Origin of the sequence: Mycolicibacter sinensis (assembly GCF_001673565.1) — a bacterium.
Lineage (GTDB): Bacteria > Actinomycetota > Actinomycetes > Mycobacteriales > Mycobacteriaceae > Mycobacterium > Mycobacterium sinense_C.
On sequence record NZ_LZMF01000023.1, the window covers coordinates 23,347 to 40,858 of the forward strand.

At 67.2% G+C, this 17,512-nt stretch carries 15 protein-coding genes and 1 pseudogene; 10 read left to right on the forward strand and 6 right to left on the reverse strand.

What is annotated here, in order from left to right; genetic code table 11:
• Positions 1–2 precede the first annotated feature (2 nt).
• Positions 3–1,631, reverse strand: coding sequence for a flavin-containing monooxygenase (locus A5648_RS04135; RefSeq protein ID WP_065023327.1), 1,629 nt, complete (start codon positions 1,629–1,631; stop codon positions 3–5).
• A gap of 81 nt (positions 1,632–1,712) precedes the next feature.
• On the opposite strand from A5648_RS04135, the gene A5648_RS04140 reads away from it, so the two are divergent.
• From A5648_RS04140 to A5648_RS04150, 3 genes are read left to right on the forward strand one after another with little or no spacing between them, the layout of a single operon-like run.
• On the forward strand, positions 1,713–2,723 hold the full coding sequence (locus A5648_RS04140; RefSeq protein WP_065023328.1) for an aromatic ring-hydroxylating oxygenase subunit alpha: 1,011 nt from the start codon (positions 1,713–1,715) through the stop codon (positions 2,721–2,723).
• Positions 2,720–3,361 carry a cysteine hydrolase gene (locus A5648_RS04145; protein ID WP_065023329.1) on the forward strand — a complete coding sequence of 214 codons (642 nt, stop codon included), beginning with the start codon at positions 2,720–2,722 and terminating at the stop codon, positions 3,359–3,361. The genes A5648_RS04140 and A5648_RS04145 overlap by 4 nt, the downstream gene beginning before the upstream one ends.
• Positions 3,319–4,962 (forward strand): acyl-CoA synthetase, encoded by a 1,644-nt coding sequence (locus tag A5648_RS04150; protein WP_065023330.1) that lies wholly within the window; start codon positions 3,319–3,321, stop codon positions 4,960–4,962. The genes A5648_RS04145 and A5648_RS04150 overlap by 43 nt, the downstream gene beginning before the upstream one ends.
• Here the strand turns inward: A5648_RS04150 and A5648_RS04155 are convergent.
• Positions 4,959–6,389 carry a coniferyl aldehyde dehydrogenase gene (locus tag A5648_RS04155; RefSeq protein WP_065023340.1) on the reverse strand — a complete coding sequence of 477 codons (1,431 nt, stop codon included), beginning with the start codon at positions 6,387–6,389 and terminating at the stop codon, positions 4,959–4,961. The genes A5648_RS04150 and A5648_RS04155 overlap by 4 nt on opposite strands.
• 14 nt (positions 6,390–6,403) lie before the next feature.
• A complete protein-coding gene (locus A5648_RS04160) occupies positions 6,404–7,213 on the reverse strand; it encodes an NAD(P)-dependent oxidoreductase (RefSeq protein WP_065023331.1) in 810 nt (269 codons plus the stop codon).
• A 149-nt stretch (positions 7,214–7,362) separates the two neighbouring features.
• Here A5648_RS04160 and A5648_RS04165 point away from each other — a divergent pair, with 149 nt between their 5' ends.
• The 3 genes from A5648_RS04165 (at position 7,363) to A5648_RS04175 (ending at position 10,729) form a co-directional block, all read left to right on the forward strand.
• Complete coding sequence (locus A5648_RS04165) at positions 7,363–8,148, forward strand: SDR family oxidoreductase (RefSeq protein WP_065023332.1); 786 nt, start codon at positions 7,363–7,365, stop codon at positions 8,146–8,148.
• Positions 8,149–8,166: 18 nt separating this feature from the next.
• Positions 8,167–9,447 carry a cytochrome P450 gene (locus tag A5648_RS04170; RefSeq protein WP_065023333.1) on the forward strand — a complete coding sequence of 427 codons (1,281 nt, stop codon included), beginning with the start codon at positions 8,167–8,169 and terminating at the stop codon, positions 9,445–9,447.
• A 76-nt stretch (positions 9,448–9,523) separates the two neighbouring features.
• The gene (locus A5648_RS04175; protein ID WP_065023334.1) at positions 9,524–10,729 is read left to right on the forward strand and encodes a cytochrome P450; all 1,206 of its coding nucleotides are present in this window, start codon (positions 9,524–9,526) and stop codon (positions 10,727–10,729) included.
• 87 nt (positions 10,730–10,816) lie between these two features.
• On the opposite strand, the gene A5648_RS04180 is transcribed toward A5648_RS04175, so the two are convergent.
• Positions 10,817–12,352, reverse strand: coding sequence for an aldehyde dehydrogenase family protein (locus A5648_RS04180; RefSeq protein WP_065023335.1), 1,536 nt, complete (start codon positions 12,350–12,352; stop codon positions 10,817–10,819).
• Between the two features lie 89 nt (positions 12,353–12,441).
• On the opposite strand from A5648_RS04180, the gene A5648_RS04185 reads away from it, so the two are divergent.
• The gene (locus A5648_RS04185) at positions 12,442–13,656 is read left to right on the forward strand and encodes a CaiB/BaiF CoA transferase family protein (protein ID WP_065023341.1); all 1,215 of its coding nucleotides are present in this window, start codon (positions 12,442–12,444) and stop codon (positions 13,654–13,656) included.
• Here the strand turns inward: A5648_RS04185 and A5648_RS04190 are convergent.
• Positions 13,653–14,456, reverse strand: coding sequence for an acyl-CoA thioesterase domain-containing protein (locus tag A5648_RS04190; protein WP_065023336.1), 804 nt, complete (start codon positions 14,454–14,456; stop codon positions 13,653–13,655). The two genes, A5648_RS04185 and A5648_RS04190, sit on opposite strands and share 4 nt — an antisense overlap.
• Entirely contained in the window at positions 14,453–15,472 is a 1,020-nt protein-coding gene (locus A5648_RS04195; protein ID WP_065023337.1) for an NAD-dependent epimerase/dehydratase family protein, read from the reverse strand. Before A5648_RS04195 ends, A5648_RS04190 begins: the two co-directional genes overlap by 4 nt.
• Positions 15,473–15,586: 114 nt before the next feature.
• Between A5648_RS04195 and A5648_RS04200 the strand changes: the two genes are divergently transcribed.
• The 3 genes and pseudogenes from A5648_RS04200 to A5648_RS04210 form a co-directional block, all read left to right on the forward strand.
• Positions 15,587–16,009 carry a Zn-ribbon domain-containing OB-fold protein gene (locus A5648_RS04200; RefSeq protein ID WP_065023338.1) on the forward strand — a complete coding sequence of 141 codons (423 nt, stop codon included), beginning with the start codon at positions 15,587–15,589 and terminating at the stop codon, positions 16,007–16,009.
• Positions 16,009–17,154, forward strand: coding sequence for a thiolase family protein (locus A5648_RS04205; protein WP_065023339.1), 1,146 nt, complete (start codon positions 16,009–16,011; stop codon positions 17,152–17,154). The genes A5648_RS04200 and A5648_RS04205 overlap by 1 nt, the downstream gene beginning before the upstream one ends.
• Positions 17,155–17,238: 84 nt before the next feature.
• A pseudogene (locus A5648_RS04210) lies at positions 17,239–17,512 on the forward strand (amidohydrolase family protein); the annotation flags it as partial.

Below are 17,512 nucleotides of genomic sequence, written 5' to 3' on the forward strand. Positions count from 1 at the left end.
CGTCATCCCAGGGTGAAACCGGTGTAGCCACCGGCAGCGATCTCGTCGCAGCGGCGGCGATACTCCGGAATCCCGCCGGTATAGCCCATATACATTCGCTTCTTGCCGGGGACGTTTCCGCCGTTGTACCAGGAATTGCACGACGGGTGAACCAGCACCGTCGGCGCGACCAGGGACGTGGTGTGTTCGATCCACTCGGCTTGCGCCGCCGGCAGCGCCTCGATCATGCGGTGGCCATTGGCCCGCAGGTAGGCGATGCAGTCGGCGATCCACTCCACGTGCTGCTCCAGTGCGGCAACGAAATTGGTTGCCGCACTGGGGCTGCCGGGGCCTTGGACGGTGAACAGATTCGGGAATCCGGCGACTTGCAGCCCCAGGTAGGACACCGGCCCCTCGTTCGCCCAGACGTCGCGAAGCAACGCCCCGTCGCGGCCGCGGACGTCGATGCGGCTCAGCGCGCCGGTCATGGCGTCGAAGCCGGTGGCGTAGACGATCACGTCGAGGTCGTAGTGCGCGTGTGTGGTCTGCACACCGGTCGCCGTTACCGTGCTGATCGGCTCCGCGCGCAGGTCGACCAGTGTCACGTTGTCGCGGTTGAACGTCTCGTAATAGCCCTGATCGATGATCGGGCGCTTGCAGGCGAACGGGTGGGCCGGTACCAGCGCGGCCGCCGTCCGCGGGTCGCGCACAATGCGGGCCACCGCCTCGCCGTACAGTTGGGCGGCCATCCGATTGGCCTCGACGTCGAAGAAGATGTCGCCCCAATTCAGCGCGCCCATCACCCCGTGCTCCTCGATCGCACGTAGCTGTTCGTCCCGCGACGCCGACTTGACCGGCGGCCGGCCCAGCATGTCGAGCAGCACCGAGAAGGCGGACAGCCGCGCGGCGCCGACCGGGTGCTCTCGCTGGGCGGCACGGATCCGGCCGTAGTCGGCCTTCAGTGCCTCCAGTTCGCCAGGGGCGAAGGGGCGCACCTGCCACGGCAGCGTGTAGGCCGCCGATCGCTGAAACACGTAGAGCTGCGCGGCTTCTCGAGCGACGACCGGGATCAGCTGGACGCCGGTGGACCCGGTGCCGACGACGCCCACCCGCTTGCCGGACAAGTCGACACCCGATTTGGGCCACCGGCTGGTGTACAGCGAGGTCCCCTGGAAGCCGCTCATGCCGGCGATATCGGGTTCCAGTGGCACCGACAGGATTCCCGATGCGGCCACCACGAACGGCGCCAGGAAACACTCTCCGGTGTCGGTCGCTACCGACCACATCGCGGTATCGTCGTCGTAGCTCATCGCGACGACCTCGGTATGCAGCGCGATATCGCGGCGCAGGTCGAGCCGGTCGGCGACGAAGTTCAGGTATGCCTCGATCTCCGGCTGGGCCGGCATGGTTTCGGTCCAGACCCAGTCCTGCTGGATCTCCTCGGAGAAGCTGTAGGAGTACTCGATGCTCTCGATGTCGCAGCGTGCTCCCGGGTACCGGTTGAGCAGCCACGTGCCTCCGACCCCCTCGGCCATCTCCAGCACTCGGGTGCGCAGTCCGAATTCGCGCAGCTTGTGCAGGGCGTACAAACCGGAGAAACCGGCCCCGATGACCAATGCGTCGAAACGTTCCGCCTCGCCGGAGTGCGACATCTCGGCGGCCTCCCGTCAGCTCTTTCGCTACTGAATGCCCTACGGTACGGTATTCAGTTAGCTCACGTGAGAGGAAACGCGATGAAAGTTCCGTTCACCTGGAAGGTCACCGGCTGGTTCATGATCGGCTGGTCACCCGAGTTCGAGGCCGGCAAGACCCGCGCCCTGCACTACTTCGGCGAGGACATGGTCGCCTACCGCGGCGAGTCCGGTGAGCTGCACGTGATGGAGGCACACTGCAAACACCTCGGCGCCCACCTCGGCCACGGCGGAAAGGTGGTCGAGGAGCGCGTCGAGTGCCCGTTCCACGGGTGGCAGTGGGGGCCCGACGGTTGCAACAAATTCATCCCCTACCAACCGGACCGGCCGAACAAGGCGCTGCGCCTTCGCGTCTACCCGGTCATGGAGCAGCACGGCTGCGTTTTCCTCTGGCATCATCCCGACGGCGGAGAACCCCAGTGGGAGATGCCGGACATCTTCGGCAAGTTCCCCCAGTTCACCGCCGGCCCGAAGGACTACTACCGGGCCTATCCGGAGTTCTCCCGACGCCTGGAAGGCGAACCGGTCCATCCGCAGATCGTCGCCGAAAACGCCGCCGACAGCGCGCATTTCCAGTACGTGCACCACGCCACGGTGACACCCCGGGTGCTGGACTGGAAGATGGCCGACCGGGAATGGCACTTCATCGCCGGTTTTCCGGACGTGAACAGCGATGACCCCGAGGCGATGGCATTGCGGTTCCACTCGCACCTGTTCGGCCTCGGCGGGGCGATCAGCATCTTCGAAGGCGTGCAGCAGCACCGGCTGATATTCACCTGCACACCGGTCGATGAGGGTCGCTCGGATCTGTTCTATTCGATCTGGTGGCCGCGAATCCCCGGCGACGAGTCCCCGACGGCCCCGGATGAGATCCGCGAACGCGTCGAGAAGCAGTTTCTGACCACGGTGGAAGACGACCTGGGCATCTGGCGCTACCAGCGCTACATCGAGCACCCGGCGCTGGCCAAGACCGACGCGAAACCCTTTATGACCCTGCGGAAATGGGCGACGCAGTTCTACGACGTACCGGCGGACGAAACCGTCCTCGCATGACGTTGGGGGACCTGGTAGCCCCTGAGCGCACCGCGATCGTCACCCAGGAGCTTCAGGGCGCGGTCGTCGGACCTGACGCCGGCCTGCCGGTGCTCGCCGACGAGGCGCGCCGCGAGGCACTGCCCAACATCGGTCGGCTGCTGCCGGCGGCGCGGGCCGCCGGCGTGCAGGTGGTGCACTGCCTGGTGCACCGGCGCCCGGACGGGCGGGGCTCCAACCATAACGCGCGCCTTTTCGCCGCCGGCCGGCGCGCGGTCAGTATCGCTGCGGGCAGCCCCGGCGCCAGCCTGCTGTCCGAATTCGGTCCCGATCCCTCGGATCTGGTTCTGAGCCGCTGCCACGGGGTGGGACCGATGGGCGGAACCGAGCTGGACGCGGTGCTGCGCAACCTCGGCGTGTCGACGGTTGTCGTCGTGGGGGTCTCGCTGAATGTGGCCATCCCGAACCTGGTGATGGACGCGGTCAACGCCTCCTACCGGGTGGTTCTGCCCCGCGATGCGGTGGCCGGTGTGCCGACCGAGTACGGGGCTGCGATGATCGAGAACACCCTGTCCCTGTTGGCGACGATCACCACCACCGAGGAGCTGATGCAAACGTGGCGAGCCAATTCACCGTCCCGGTCGTCACCGAGGCGGTAGCCGCGGCAATTCCCGATCGCGACCTGGTGGTCCAGGGCGACCGGCGTTACACCTACGCGCAGATCCTCGATCGGTCCAACCGCCTGGCGTCCTACCTGCATTCGCAAGGCCTGGGCTGTCACACGCCGCGATCGGAGCTGGCCGCACACGAGACCGGCCAAGACCTGCTGGGCATTTACGCCTACAACGGCAACGAATTCATCGAGACCCTGCTGGGCAGCTTCCGGGCCAGGGTGGCCCCGTTCAATGTCAACTACCGCTACGTCCGCAACGAATTGGCGTACCTACTGGCCGATTCCGGCGCCACCGCACTGGTGTATCACGCCGCGTTCGCCCCGACCCTGGCCGAGGTGCTCCCCGATCTGCCGCAACTGCGGGTGCTGATTCAAATCGCCGACGACTCCGGCAACGCCCTGCTCGAGGGCGCGGTGGACTACGAGACGGTACTGGCCGACAGTTCACCGCAGCCGCCGCCGGTGCAGCCCGACCCCGACGACCTCTATGTGCTCTACACCGGCGGCACCACCGGCATGCCCAAGGGCGTGCTCTGGCGTCAGCACGACATCTTCATGGGCTCCTTCGGCGGCCGCAACCTGATGACCTCCGAAGAGGTCAGCTCCATCGACGACATCGTGGGGCCGGCCCGGGAGAACCCCGGCATCAAGCTGATGATCCTGCCACCACTGATCCACGGCGCCGCGCAGTGGGCGGTGATGACCGCGATCAACACCGGCCAAACCCTGGTTTTCCCTTCGGTTGTCGACCATTTCGACGCCGACGATGTGGTGCGTGCCATCGAGCGGGAGAAGGTGCTGTCGGTGACCGTTGTCGGCGACGCCATGGCCCGGCCACTGCTCGACGCGATCCGCAAGGGAACCGCTGACGTGTCGTCGCTGATGGTGGTGGCCAACGGCGGCGCGTTGCTGACGCCCTACGTCAAGCAGCAGGTGATCGAGACCCTGCCCGGTGCCATGGTGATCGACGGGGTCGGATCCTCCGAGACCGGCGCCCAGATGCGTCACATGTCGACCTCGGGTGCGGTTTCCACCGGGACCTTCGCCGGCGGACCGGATACCTGCGTGGTGGCCGAGGATCTCGCGGCGGTGCTGGAGCCCGGACACGACGGTCTCGGTTGGCTCGGTCAGCGCGGCTATGTCCCACTGGGTTACAAGGGCGATGCCGCCAAGACGGCGGCGACGTTCCCGGTGATCGGCGGCATGCGCTTCGCCGTACCCGGCGACCGGGCCCGACACCTGGAAGACGGATCGATCGAGTTGCTCGGCCGGGATTCGGTGACGATCAACTCCGGCGGGGAGAAGATCTTCGCCGAAGAGGTCGAGACGGCGATCGCCTCACATCCGGCCGTGGTCGACGTGGTGGTCGCCGGCCGGCCCAGCGAACGCTGGGGGCAGGAGGTGGTGGCCGTGGTGGCCCTCGCCGAAGGGGTGGCCGCCACAGCCGCCGACCTCGTCGAGCACGCCGGTGGATCGCTGGCTCGCTACAAGCTGCCCAAGGCGATCGTCTTCCGGCCGACGATCGTGCGGAGCCCGGCCGGCAAGGCCGACTACCGATGGGCGCGCGAGCAGGCCGAACAGGGTTAGCCGCGCTTCGCCAGCCTACGGTGCGTCCGATTGCGCGCCCTGCGCAACATCGTGTCGGCATACAGGCGCATCCCGGGCTTGAACGGCGGCGCGGCGGACCCGGTGAGGCTGAACGGCAGATCGGAACCGACCACCGTCCGGTAGTGGCTGAACGCGTCGAAGCCCGCCTTGCCGTGGTAGGCGCCCATGCCGCTGCGCCCCACGCCACCGAACGGCGCGCCGGACGGGATCATCTGCGCGGCGAAGTCGTTGCGGGCCACTCCGCCACTTCTGGTGCGCCGCACGAAGTCACGGAAGTCCTTGTCGCCGGGGCCGAACCAATAGGCGACCAGCGGCGCGGGACGCGCGTTGATCTCATCGATCGCCTCGTCGAGACTGCGGTATCCCTGCACCATCAGCACCGGACCGAAGATCTCCTCCTCGGCGATCTGCATCGTCGCGTCGACGTCGCGCACGATCGTCGGAGCGATCTTGCGGGAGCCGCGATCGGGCAGCACCTCACCATCCGGGGCGACGGCCTCCACGGTGGCACCCCGCGAGCGGGCATCCTCGATCAGGCCCACGACGCGATCGAAGTTGGCCTCATTGACGCTGGAGCAGTAGTCGCCGTTGGCCACGATGGTCGGGAACATCTCCCGCAGCGTCGCACGGGCGACCTCGATGAACGAGTCGATCTCGCGTTCGGGCACCAGAACGTAATCGGGGCACACGCAGACCTGCCCGCCGTTGACCATCCGGGCCGAGGCGATCCGTTTCGCCGATCGCGCGATGTCGGCGCCGGGCGCAACGACGACGGGGTTCTTTCCGCCCAGCTCCAATGTCACCGGGACCAGGTTCTCGGCTGCGGCGCGCTGCACCAGTGCGCCCACCGACGGGGAGCCGGTGAAGAACAGGTGGTCGAACGGCAGTCCCGCGAACGCGGCAGCCACGTCGGCACCGCCGGTGACGACGGCGAGTTCGTCTTCGCTGAAGTACTTCGGCGCGGTCTGCTGCATCAATTCGGCGGTGTGCGCAGTGATCTCGGACATCTTGATCATCACCCGGTTGCCGGCTGCGAACGCCGCGGCCGCGGGCAGCACCACCAGTTGCAGTGGGAAGTTCCACGGCCCGATGATCCCCACCACGCCCAGCGGGCTCGGCTGCACCTCGGCGCGCAGTCCCGCCAGGCGCGCCGCGCGCATCAGCTTGCCGGTCCGCATCCACCGCTTGACGTGGGATCGGGTGTGTTCGATCACCGGGATCATGCCGACCAGTTCAGTTGCTAGCGACGCCGACCGGGACCGGGTGCCGAAATCAGCGGCCATCGCGTCGACGAAGGCGTCGGTGTTATCCAGCACCATCGCCAACAACCGGTCGATGCGATTGCGCCGCACCGCCGCGGCGGGCGGGCCGTCGGCGACGAACGACTGCCGTTGTTTCTCCAGCAGGTTCAGCAGGTCGGTCACGACAGGTCCAATGGTCCGGACTCGGCCACCGTGCGCAGCTGCCCCAACTCGACGCCACGGTCGGCGGCCGCCTCGATACAGGCCGCGACGTCTTTGCGCATGAAGGGCGCAACGACTTTGGCGAAGCTCTCCACTCCCCCGGCCGACTGCACATACCCTGCGGCCCGGCTGCCGCCGCTGCACTGCTCCAAGGCCGCGAACAGACTGGCGTCGGGCACTCCGAGGTTCTTTCCCAGTTCGACGGCGGCAGCGACGAGTTGCGCATTGGCGGCGAACAGCACGTTGTTGATCAGCTTGAGGTTGAGCGCGGTGCCCAGGCCTCCGGTGGTGATGACCGGATCGGCGTAGGCGGCCAGCACCGGCTGCGCGCGAGCCACCGCATCGTCGGGACCGCCGAGCAGGACAGTCAGCTTGCCGGCGGCGATGTCGTGGGCGCCGCCGCTGACCGGCGCATCCACCAGCACCGGGCCGTCCGGGAATTCCGCCATCAGGTTCGTCAGTGTGCTCACCGTTCCGGTGGTGTGCGAGACCACGACCGTGTCGGGGCCGGCATTGGCCAGCAGCCCGTCGGCACCGGTGGCGACCTCGCTCAACTGGGCGTCGGAGAACAGGCAGCTGATCACGACGCCGGCATCGCGTGCGACGGCGCCGACCGACTCCACCGGCACTGCGCCGGCGGCCGCCAGCCGCTCGCGCACCTCCGGACGGCGCGCGTAGACCTGCACGGAAAAGCCCGCACCGATAAGGCGCAGCACCATCGGCTCGCCCATTTTGCCGGCTCCGACGAACCCGATGGTCTCGGCCATTCTCGGCTCCTGTTCGCATCTTTCGCCGCCCCGGTCGGATGTTCAGTGGGGCTGTCGGTAGGGCCAACCGTAGCATTGTCCGCCGGCGCCGAATTCGTTACAGTCGTGCTTACTGTCGACTTTTCGGGTACTCCAGAAGGCTGGCGAGGATGAACAACCCGCAGCGCAAGGTGGTGGTCGTCGGCGCCGGGTCGGGGATCGGCGCTGCCACCGCCGCGCACTTCCACGAACGCGGCGATTTCGTTCTGGCCGTCGACGTGCGCCCCCAGTCGACACCGGCTTCGCAGCATGTTTGCTGCGACCTGCGAGATGCCGCCGCCATTGCCGAGTTCACCGGCCGGATCGGCGACGGTTGGGATCTGCTGGCCCACGTCGCCGGCGTACCCGGAACCGCACCGGCCGCCGACGTGCTGACGGTCAACTACCTCGGTATGCGCCTGATGACCGAGGGCATGCTGCCCCGGCTGCGCACCGGCGGCGCGGTGGTCGCGGTCGCCTCGACGGCCGCGCTGGGCTGGGAGCAGCGCATCGAAGTGCTCGACGGACTGCTCAAGGCCACCGACGCGGAGTCGGTTCTGCGCTGGCAGGCCGGCCAGGACCCCGCGTTCCCGGTGTACACCACCTCCAAGCAGGCGATGATCCTCTACGCCAAACGGCTGGCCGCGACCGCACGCGCCAAGTACGGGGTGCGGATCAACACCGTCAGCCCCGGCCCGGTTGAAACACCGATCCTGCCCGACTTCGAGCAGTCGATGGGCAAGCAAACACTCGACATCGTGTGCGCCATGGTCGGCCGGCACGCCGTCGTCGACGACATCGTGCCGCTGATCGACTTCCTCGGCTCATCCGACGCCGGGTGGATCACCGGGCAGGACATTCTCGTCGACGGCGGTTTCATCACCTCGATCACCGCCGGCGCCCCCATCACCGTCTGAGACCTTCGAGAGGACACCATGACCCTGAGTTCATCAGCCAGCACACCGACGTCTCCCTATCCTCACCACCGACTCGACATCTCGGATCCCGACTTCTGGGGCAAGGACTTTCGCACCCGCGACGAGACCTTCGCAACCCTGCGCGGCGAGCAGGGCCTGACCTGGCACCGGCCGATGCCGGCCGTCTTCCCCCACCAGGAGACCGGATACTGGGCGGCGACGCGGCACAGCGACATCAAGTTCATCAGCCAGCACGAAGAGCTGTTCTGCTCGCGCGAAGGGGTCAGCGTCGATCCGATGCCGGCCGAAATCCAGCGCAACATGACGTTCTTCCTGGCGATGGACCCGCCCGACCACACCCGGTATCGCAAGCTCATCAGCTCGGGGTTCACCCCGCGACAGGTCCGCCGGATCGAGGAGCAGATCAAGACCAACGCTCGCAGCATCGTCGACGACCTACTGGCGCAACTGCGTACCGGCGACCAGATCGACTTCGTCGCAAGCTGTTCCGGGCAGCTGCCGATGCGCACGATCTCCGACATGATCGGCATCGATCCCGCCGACCAGGAGAAGGTCGCCTACGCGGCCGAATGCCTGTTCAGCGGTAGCGACGACGAGTATGCCTCGCTGGAGGAGCGGGCCGTACACGTCATGACACAGTTGGGCGTGTTGGCCGGATCCGGTATCGAGCTGGCGCAGCGCCGCCGCGCCGAGCCGCACGACGATCTGATGACCGAGCTGGTCAATGCCGAGGTCGACGGCCACCGCCTCACCGACGATGAACTGGGCTCCTTCATGGTGCTGCTCGGTTCGGCAGGCAACGACACCACCAAGCAGACCACCACGCACGCGTTCAAGGCCCTCGTCGATCACCCCGAGCAGCGCGCGTGGCTGCTGGCCGACTTCGACAACCGGATCGACGCCGCGGTCGAGGAATTCGTGCGGTGGGCCACACCGGTGATCGCTTTCGCACGCCACGCGGTGGTGGACACCGAGGTGGCCGGGACCGAGATCAAGGCCGGCGAGAAGGTCGCGTTGTTCTACTGCTCGGCCAACCGCGACGAGACGGTGTTCGACCGGCCGCACGAATTCGACATCACCCGTGCCGCCAACCCGCACCTGGGCTTCGGCGGCGGCGGAGCGCACTACTGCCTGGGCACCCACGTCGCCCGGATGGAGCTGCGGCACCTGTTCTATGAGCTGCTCACCCGGCTGCCGGAGGTCACGCTCGGCGAACCGGAGTACCTGCACAGCACCTTTGTGCACGGCATCAAACGAATGCCGATCAGCCTCCCCTGACGCTGGCGCAACACCGGCCCGATCGTTTACTGTAATGCTTACAGTAAATTACTTCACTTGAGACGGGAGACCAGCCGTGGAGAGCCAGGTCGACGACGTCGCCGCCGCACTCGACAAGCCGGCCGGCTACCTTACGAACCCCTATCCGTACTTCGAAAGCAAGCGCGCACACGCCGGGGTCTTCCCCGGAACGGTCATGGACTACTCCAAGACCCCGGCGTCGCTGCGACCCGAAACACAGTTCGCCGCCGTCTCTTTCGACGCCGTGAACCAGGTGTTCCGGGAAGCGGATTCCTTCAACTCACACATCTACGACGTCACCATCGGGTTGTTCCTGGGACCGACCATCCTGGCGATGGAGGGCGAGCCGCACCGCAAGCATCGCAATCTGGTGTCGTCGGCCTTCAAGCGGAAATCGTTGGTGCACTGGGAGCCCGACGTGGTGCAGCCGATCTGCAACAGGCTGATCGACGAGTTCATCGACGCGGGTTCTGCCGACCTGGTGGCCGGTTTCACCTTCGAGTTCCCCACCCGGGTCATCTCGAAGCTGTTGGGCCTGCCCGAAGAGGACCTGCCGTGGTTCCGTCAGCGCGCGATCGAGCTGATCAGCTACACCGTCAACTACGAGCGCGCCTTCTCCGCCTCGGCGGCGTTAAAGGAGTATTTCCTGGCGCAGATGGACAAGCGCAAGTCCCATCCGACCGAGGACATCATCGGTGATCTGGTCACCGCAGAGGTCGACGGCGAGAAACTCAGCGACGAGGCGATCTATTCGTTCCTTCGCCTGCTGCTGCCGGCCGGGCTGGAGACCACCTACCGGGCCACCAGCAACCTGCTTTACCTGTTGCTGACTCATCCCGAACAGTTCGCCGCGGTGCAAGCCGACCGCGACCTGATCGGCCCCGCCATCGAGGAGGGGCTGCGCTACGAGACGCCGCTGACTACCGTGCAGCGCACCGCAATCCGGGACACCGAGGTGGCCGGCGTCGCAATTCCGGCCGGCGCCGTCGTCGATGTCTGCATCGGGTCGGCCAACCGCGACGAGGCGCGGTGGGAGCGCTCCGAGGAGTTCGACATCTTCCGCAAGTGGATTCCGCACATCACGTTCGCCGCCGGCGAGCACACCTGCATGGGGTTGCATCTCGCCCGGATGGAGATGCGGGTCGCGATGGAGTGCCTCCTGGACCGCCTCAGCGATATCACGCTGGTGACCGACGATAATCCACACATCTACGGTCAGCCTTTCCGGTCGCCGCGCTCGCTGCCGGTGACGTTCACCTAGATCTCGCCGACTGTGCGGTTTCGTACGCGACCCACCGATGAGGGCGTACCAAACCGCACAGTCGATGACCGAACCGCGCGGGCTGCCTTACGCCCCCCGCGGTTTCCGATAACCGATGGTCTTGGTCTCCAGGTACTGCGAGAACCCCTCGATCCCGCACTGCCTGCCCCAGCCGCTGTTCTTGTAGCCCCCGAACGGCGCGTCGGCGCCGTAGTACATGCCTCCGTTGACGCCGATCGCCCCGGTGCGCACCCGCCGGGCCACGGCCATGGCCCGCTCCGATGACGCCGAGACCACCGCACCGGCCAGCCCGAATGCACTGTCGTTGGCGATCCGCACCGCTTCGTCGTCGTCGCCGAACGGCAGGATCACCAGCACCGGCCCGAACACCTCCTGCTGCGCGATGGCCGCGCTGTTATCGACGCCGACGATCACCGTCGGTTGCACGTAGTGCCCACCGGCGAGGTGAGCCGGCAGGTCTTCGTATCCCCCTCCACCGGTGGTGATTTCGGCCCCGTCGAGCCGAGCCTGCGCAATCGCGTCGAGCACCCGCTGCTTCTGCTGCGCGCTGATCAGCGGGCCCACCAGGGTCTGCGGTAGCGCGGGGTCGCCCACCGTGACCGCCGCGAACGCCGCGGTCACCGCGGCCACCACCTCGTCGAACAGGGAGCGGTGCACCAGCATCCGGGTGGTAGCCGCGCAGGCCTGCCCGGCGTGCACGCACACGCCGACCGCACCGGGGATGACCTTGGCCGGGTCGGCGTCGTCGAGCACGATCAGCGCCGACTTGCCGCCCAACTCCAGGAACGTCCGCTTCATGGTGTCGGCGCTGTTGCGGGCCAGCAGCTTGCCGACCACGGTGGATCCGGTGAACGAGACCATGTCGACCCGGGGGTCGGTGCCGAGCAGTCCGGCGACCTCGTTCGACGGCGTGGGCACCACGTTGACCACCCCGGCGGGTATGTCGGTGTGCTCAGCGACCAGACGCCCCAACCGAGTGGCGTTCCACGGGGTGTTCGGGTCGGGCTTGAGCACGACGGTGTTGCCGGCCGCCAGCGCCGGCCCCAGCTTGTTCAGGATCACCTCGACCGGAAAGTTGGACGGGGTTATCGCCGCGACCACACCGACCGGCTCCTTGACGACGGTGCGGACGTTGCGGTCGCCGAACAGCCCGCCGCCCTCGATCAGCCGCTCCCACTCGAACTCGTCGATCAGCCGGCCCGGGTAGCGCAGCGCGTCCGCCAACGGCCAATCCAGCTGTGCCAGTTGGGTCGTCATCACCGGGCAGCCCACCTCGGCGATCAGCTCGGTGCGCAGCTCTTCCTTCTCCGCCTCCAGCGCCGACTGCAACTGCCCCAGGCACCGCTTACGCAGCTCGCGGTCAGTCGACCAATCCGAGTCGTCGAAGGCGCGCCGGGCCGCACCGATCGCCTGGTGCATGTCGCTCTGGTCGGCGGCCGCGGTGGCCCCCAACAACCGCCCGGTGGCCGGGCTGCGATTGTCGAACTCCGCACCCGACGTCGCCGCCACCAACTTGCCGTCGATCAGCATGCGCGACTCCGCCGCCGCAGCAGCCCGTTCGCCAATCTCAACACTGTTGGCCCGCTGTCCGACGTCGCTCACCTCGCCCCTTTCGGATGCCCAACCGTAACCATTACAGTAGATTACTTCAATTGGTCTCATGTCAGGAGCGCACTGAGTTGATCAAGGTGATGGATGGGTTCCGGGTGCTGGAGGTCGCGCAGTTCACATTCGTCCCCGCCGCCGGGGCGATCCTGGCCGACTGGGGCGCCGACGTCATCAAGGTGGAGCACCCGGTGCGCGGCGACACCCAGCGCGGGTTCATCCGGATGGGTGGCTTCGAACTCGACCCCGACCGGCATCCGCTGATCGAACACCCCAACCGCGGTAAGCGCAGCGTCGGCATCGACGTTTCCACATCCGAAGGGCAGCAGGTGCTCTACGAGTTGGCCGCCACCGCCGACGTGTTCTTGACCAACTACCTTCCGCGGGCCCGGAAGAAGAACAAGTTCGACGTCGAGCACATCCGCGCAGCGAATCCGAACATCGTCTACGCCCGCGGCAGCGCCTACGGCGACAAGGGCCCCGAACGCGACGTCGGCGGTTTCGACGGCACGGCGTTCTGGACGCGCAGCGGCGTCGGCCATGCCCTGAGCCCGGAGGAGCTGGGTGCGCCACTGTCCCAGGGAATTCCCGCGTTCGGCGATTCGGTCGGGGGCATGAACATCGCCGGCGGTATCGCCGCGGCGCTGCTGCATCGTGAGCGCACCGGGGAGGCGCTCGAGGTCGACGTTTCGCTGCTATCCACCGCGTGGTGGGCGGCCGGCGCCAGCGTGACCCAGGGCATGGAGACCGGCGAAGCGATGCGTGCGCTGATGCCGCAATCCGGTGGCTCACCGGCGAATCCATTCCTGGGCAACTACACCACCTCCGATGGCGGCACCATCAACCTGTGCATCGTCAGCCCGACCGGATACATCCGGGACACCTTCGAGCACTTGGGTATTCCCGAAGCCGCCGATGACCCGCGCTTCTCCGACGTGCTGCCGCTGATGGAGAACGCCGACGCGGCCAGCGAGCTGATCGTCGCGGCGATCGGCGCCAAGCCCTTCGAATACTGGCGACAGCACCTCAAGACGATGAAGGGCCAGTGGGCGCCGTTCCAGAGTCTGGTCGACCTGGGGTCCGACGAGCAGGCGATCGCCAACGACATGGTCGTCGAGGTCGAGGCCGGCGACGGCGGTCCGGCGTTCAAGGTGGTCCGCGGACCGGTGCAGTTCAACCACGAGCCGCTGGAGACGACCCGCGCCCCGCAGGCATCCGAGCATACCGAGGCCGTGCTGATGGAGCTCGGAATGGACTGGGCCCGTATCGAAAAACTCAAGGAGTCCGGCGCTATCGCCTAGCCGGGCGTGGGGTCTTCCCGCCGGTGTCCGGGGTCGAAGTTGAAATTCGCGATCGCGGTGGACACCCCGCTGCCGATCGGGCCGCGGGTGTCGAACAGGCTCGCGCATCCGGTCGCCACGCCGGCGTCGCTGTAGTGGGTCAGTGCCGCCAACCCGATGTAGGGGCCGACCGGTAGCCGGCTCAGGGTCAGGGTGTAGTCGGCGTTGATGAAGGCCAAACCAGTGGTGCTGAAATTGGTCAACGAGGCGGTGACGTCAACGGCCATCGCCGCCCGGACGAACGGTGTGAGCTCCTCGCCGTCGACCAGATCGCGGATCTCCCGCAGCCAGGCGTAGCGCGGTCCCGAGTGTTGCCACGGAAAGCGCTCGCCGTCGTCGCTGCCGTAGGCCCGGATGAACATCGGCACCGATTCGTCGAAGCGTGCCGGCTCCTCCGGGAGCGGCGGCAGCGTCACCGCGGTGGTGAAGAACTCACCGTCGGGCTGGACGCCGCGACGCAGATACAGCGCCGAGCCGCGGGCCACCAACTCGCCGTCCTGCGTCATCGCGGCGTCAATGGCCCGCATCCGCGACCCCGCGCGGACCACCGACGCCGTGACCCGCAGCGGTGCGCTGGCCACCCGGCGCAGGATCTCGACGGTCAGCCGCGCCGGCTGCAGGTCGCCGTCGCAGACGTGGTGCTCGATGGCGCGGGCCAGCAGTCCGCCGACCACCTGGCCTCCCAGCGTCGGCCCCCACCCGCCGTGAGCGATGGCGTTCGGCACCAGGTCGTTGTCACGACGAACTACGAACGGGATCATGTCTTGCTGCGCTCCAGGTAGAACTTCGCGGCGCGCCGGATCGCGTCTTCGGTCGGTTCCGGGTGCCAGCCCAGTTCCCGGGTGGCCTTGCTGTGATCGGCAGGAGACGTCAACGCCATCAATCGCGCCCCGGTCGCGGTGAACGGGAAGTCACGCCCCAGCACGGCACCCGCGGCGCCGACAAGGTGGCCCAGGACATGCAGAACCGCCATCGGTATGCCGAAGCGCGGCGGTTTGGCTCCGACCGCTTCGGCGGCGATGGCGAGCATTTCACGCTGGCTCATGTACCGCTCGGAGATGATGTAGCGCTCGCCGATGCGCCCCCGCTCCGCGGCCAGCAACATTCCCCGGGCGGCGTCATCGATCCCGACCACCTCAGAGCCCACGCCCCGCGCGTACGCCGGCATCCTGCCCATCGCGGCGAACTGAACGAGCATGCCTTGCCGCGGCTGCCAGTCGGGCGGGCCGTAGGGGTTCGACACGTTCGTGACGACGGCCGGCAGGCCGCGGTCGGCCACGTAGGACAGCACCAGGCGCTCGGCCTCACGACGGGAGGCGATGTATCCACCGCCCTGGGCGGCCCAGTTGAACGGCGTTCGCTCATCCACGGTTTCGCCGTTGCGGCCTACCGCGATGGTCCCGATGGTGCTCAAGAACACGAACCTGTCGAGGTCGGCCTGCGCCGCGACGTCCAAGACGTTGCGTAAACCTTCGACATTGGTTTTGAACAGCGGCGCGGGGTCACGAAGCTCAGCGCGGGTGTCGACGACGCAGTAGTACACGACGTCGCGGTCGGCCATCGCGGCGGTGACCGCTTCGGTGTCGAAGATGTCTCCGTAGCACCGCTCCACGTCAAGCCCGTCGATCCCCCTGGTGGAGCTCGAACGACGCAACAACACCCGCACGTCATCCCCGCGGGCGACCAGTTGACGCGTGACGCAGGCACCGACGTTGCCACTGGCGCCCATGACGAGGGCGCGCCGCCTCGTCGCCGCGGGTCCGTCGTTCTCTGTCATCCCTGGAGCCTTTGCCGTGATCGCGCAAGCGGTGTCGGAAGCCCGCTGGCCAACTCAGGCGATCATACTTTACTGTAAGTATTACAGTTAGTAGACCCGTTAGGCGGAGGCCCCATGCAGAAGGCGCTAGCACCCGACATCTCGACGTGGCCGGATGAGGCCCCCCAGCTGGTCGGCAGCCGCTGCGCGGCCTGCGACGCCACCGTCTTCCCGGCCCAGCCACGGTGCCCGAAGTGCAGCGGCGACCAGATGGCGCGAGAGTTGCTCCCCCGCACGGGGACCCTGGTGGCCTGGACCACGCAGGGCTTCCCTCCCGGCCCACCGTATCTGGGTCCCACCGGTAAGGACTTCGTGCCATTCGGCGTCGGCCTGGTGCAGCTCGGCGATGTCGTCCGGGTGGAAGGCCGGCTCACCGAGAACGATCCCGACAAGCTGCAGTTCGGGATGCCGGTGCAGCTGACCATGGTGCCGTTCGCCGCCGACTCCGACGGCAACGAGATCGTCACGTTCGCCTTCCAGCCGACGGGGCAGCGCTGATGAACGACGTCGCCATCATCGGGGTCGGCCTGCACCCGTTCGGGCGCTTCGAAGGCAAGTCGGCGATGGAAATGGGCGTCGATGCCATCTTCGCCGCGGTCGCCGATGCCGGAGTGGCCTGGGCGGACATCGGCGCCGCCACCGGCGGCAGCTGGACAGTGGCGAACCCGGACGCGATCGTCGGGATGGTTGGGTTGTCGGGCATTCCGTTCACCAACGTGTTCAACGCCTGTGCCACCGCGGCCAGCGCCGCCAAGGTGTGCGCGGACGGTATCCGGTTGGGCGACTACGATATCGGCGTCGCCGTCGGCCTGGACAAGCACCCGCGCGGTGCGTTCACCGAGGACCCGGCGCTGGTCGGCATGCCGCGCTGGTACGCCGAGAACGGCCAGTACCTGACCACCCAGTTCTTCGGCATGAAAGCCAACCGGTATCTGCATGATCACGGCATCTCGCAAGCGACGCTGGCCAAGGTCGCGGCCAAAAACTTCCGCAACGGAGCCCTGAACCCGAATGCGTTCCGGCGCAAGCCGATGTCCGAAGAGGAGATCCTGGGTTCGACGATGCTGAACTATCCGCTGACGCAGTACATGTTCTGCGCGCCGGATGAGGGTGCGGCCGCCGTGGTGATGTGCCGGGCCGACATCGCGCACCGCTACACCGACAAGCCGGTGTATCTGCGTGCGGTGGAGGTGCGCACCCGTCGCTACGGGGCCTACGAGGTCAACACCACCTTCGCCCCCGTTACCGAGGATGTCGCGCCGACGGTGTACGCCGCGCGGGCCGCATTCGAAAAGGCCGGGGTGGCACCCGAAGACGTCGACGTGATCCAGCTGCAGGACACCGATGCCGGCGCGGAGATCATCCACATGGCCGAGTGCGGTTTCTGCGCCGACGGCGACCAGGAGAAGCTGCTCGCCGAGGGTGCGACCGAGATCTCCGGATCGATGCCGGTCAACACCGACGGCGGGCTGATCGCCAACGGCGAGCCGATCGGCGCCTCCGGGCTGCGCCAGATCCACGAGCTGGTGCGCCAGTTGCGTGGCGAAGCCGGCGACCGGCAGGTTCCCGGCGAACCCAAGGTCGGGTTCGCCCAACTCTACGGCGCACCGGGCACCGCGGCGGCGACCATCCTGACGACTTAATTACCGCGAGCAGACGTGAAAGCCCCCAATTCGCTGTGATTTTGGGGGCTTTCATGTCTGCTCGCGGAGAGAAAGGAACCAGCCATGAGCCAGTTTCGTGACGCACCGATCTTCGATGCCGACCAGCACATGTATGAGACCCCTGACTCGTTGACGAAGTACCTCCCGGAAAAGTATTCGCGGGCAGTCCAATTCGCCCAGATCGGCCGCCAGACCCGGATCATCATCAACAATCGCGTCAGTGACTTCATCCCTAATCCGACCTTCGAGCGGGTCGCCGCGCCCGGTGCGCACGAGAAGTTCTTCGCCGGCGAGAACACCGAGGGCCTGACCCTGCGCGAGATGCAGGGGGCTGCCA

Excerpts from the sequence above, each read along its gene's own strand:
- A5648_RS04135 (WP_065023327.1), bottom strand. The coding sequence starts at position 1,631 with ATGTCGCACTCCGGCGAGGCGGAACGTTTCGACGCATTGGTCATCGGG.
- A5648_RS04140 (WP_065023328.1), top strand. The coding sequence starts at position 1,713 with ATGAAAGTTCCGTTCACCTGGAAGGTCACCGGCTGGTTCATGATCGGC.
- A5648_RS04145 (WP_065023329.1), top strand. The coding sequence starts at position 2,720 with ATGACGTTGGGGGACCTGGTAGCCCCTGAGCGCACCGCGATCGTCACC.
- A5648_RS04160 (WP_065023331.1), bottom strand. The coding sequence starts at position 7,213 with ATGGCCGAGACCATCGGGTTCGTCGGAGCCGGCAAAATGGGCGAGCCG.
- A5648_RS04165 (WP_065023332.1), top strand. The coding sequence starts at position 7,363 with ATGAACAACCCGCAGCGCAAGGTGGTGGTCGTCGGCGCCGGGTCGGGG.
- A5648_RS04170 (WP_065023333.1), top strand. The coding sequence starts at position 8,167 with ATGACCCTGAGTTCATCAGCCAGCACACCGACGTCTCCCTATCCTCAC.
- A5648_RS04185 (WP_065023341.1), top strand. The coding sequence starts at position 12,442 with ATGGATGGGTTCCGGGTGCTGGAGGTCGCGCAGTTCACATTCGTCCCC.
- A5648_RS04190 (WP_065023336.1), bottom strand. The coding sequence starts at position 14,456 with ATGATCCCGTTCGTAGTTCGTCGTGACAACGACCTGGTGCCGAACGCC.
- A5648_RS04195 (WP_065023337.1), bottom strand. The coding sequence starts at position 15,472 with ATGACAGAGAACGACGGACCCGCGGCGACGAGGCGGCGCGCCCTCGTC.
- A5648_RS04200 (WP_065023338.1), top strand. The coding sequence starts at position 15,587 with ATGCAGAAGGCGCTAGCACCCGACATCTCGACGTGGCCGGATGAGGCC.
- A5648_RS04205 (WP_065023339.1), top strand. The coding sequence starts at position 16,009 with ATGAACGACGTCGCCATCATCGGGGTCGGCCTGCACCCGTTCGGGCGC.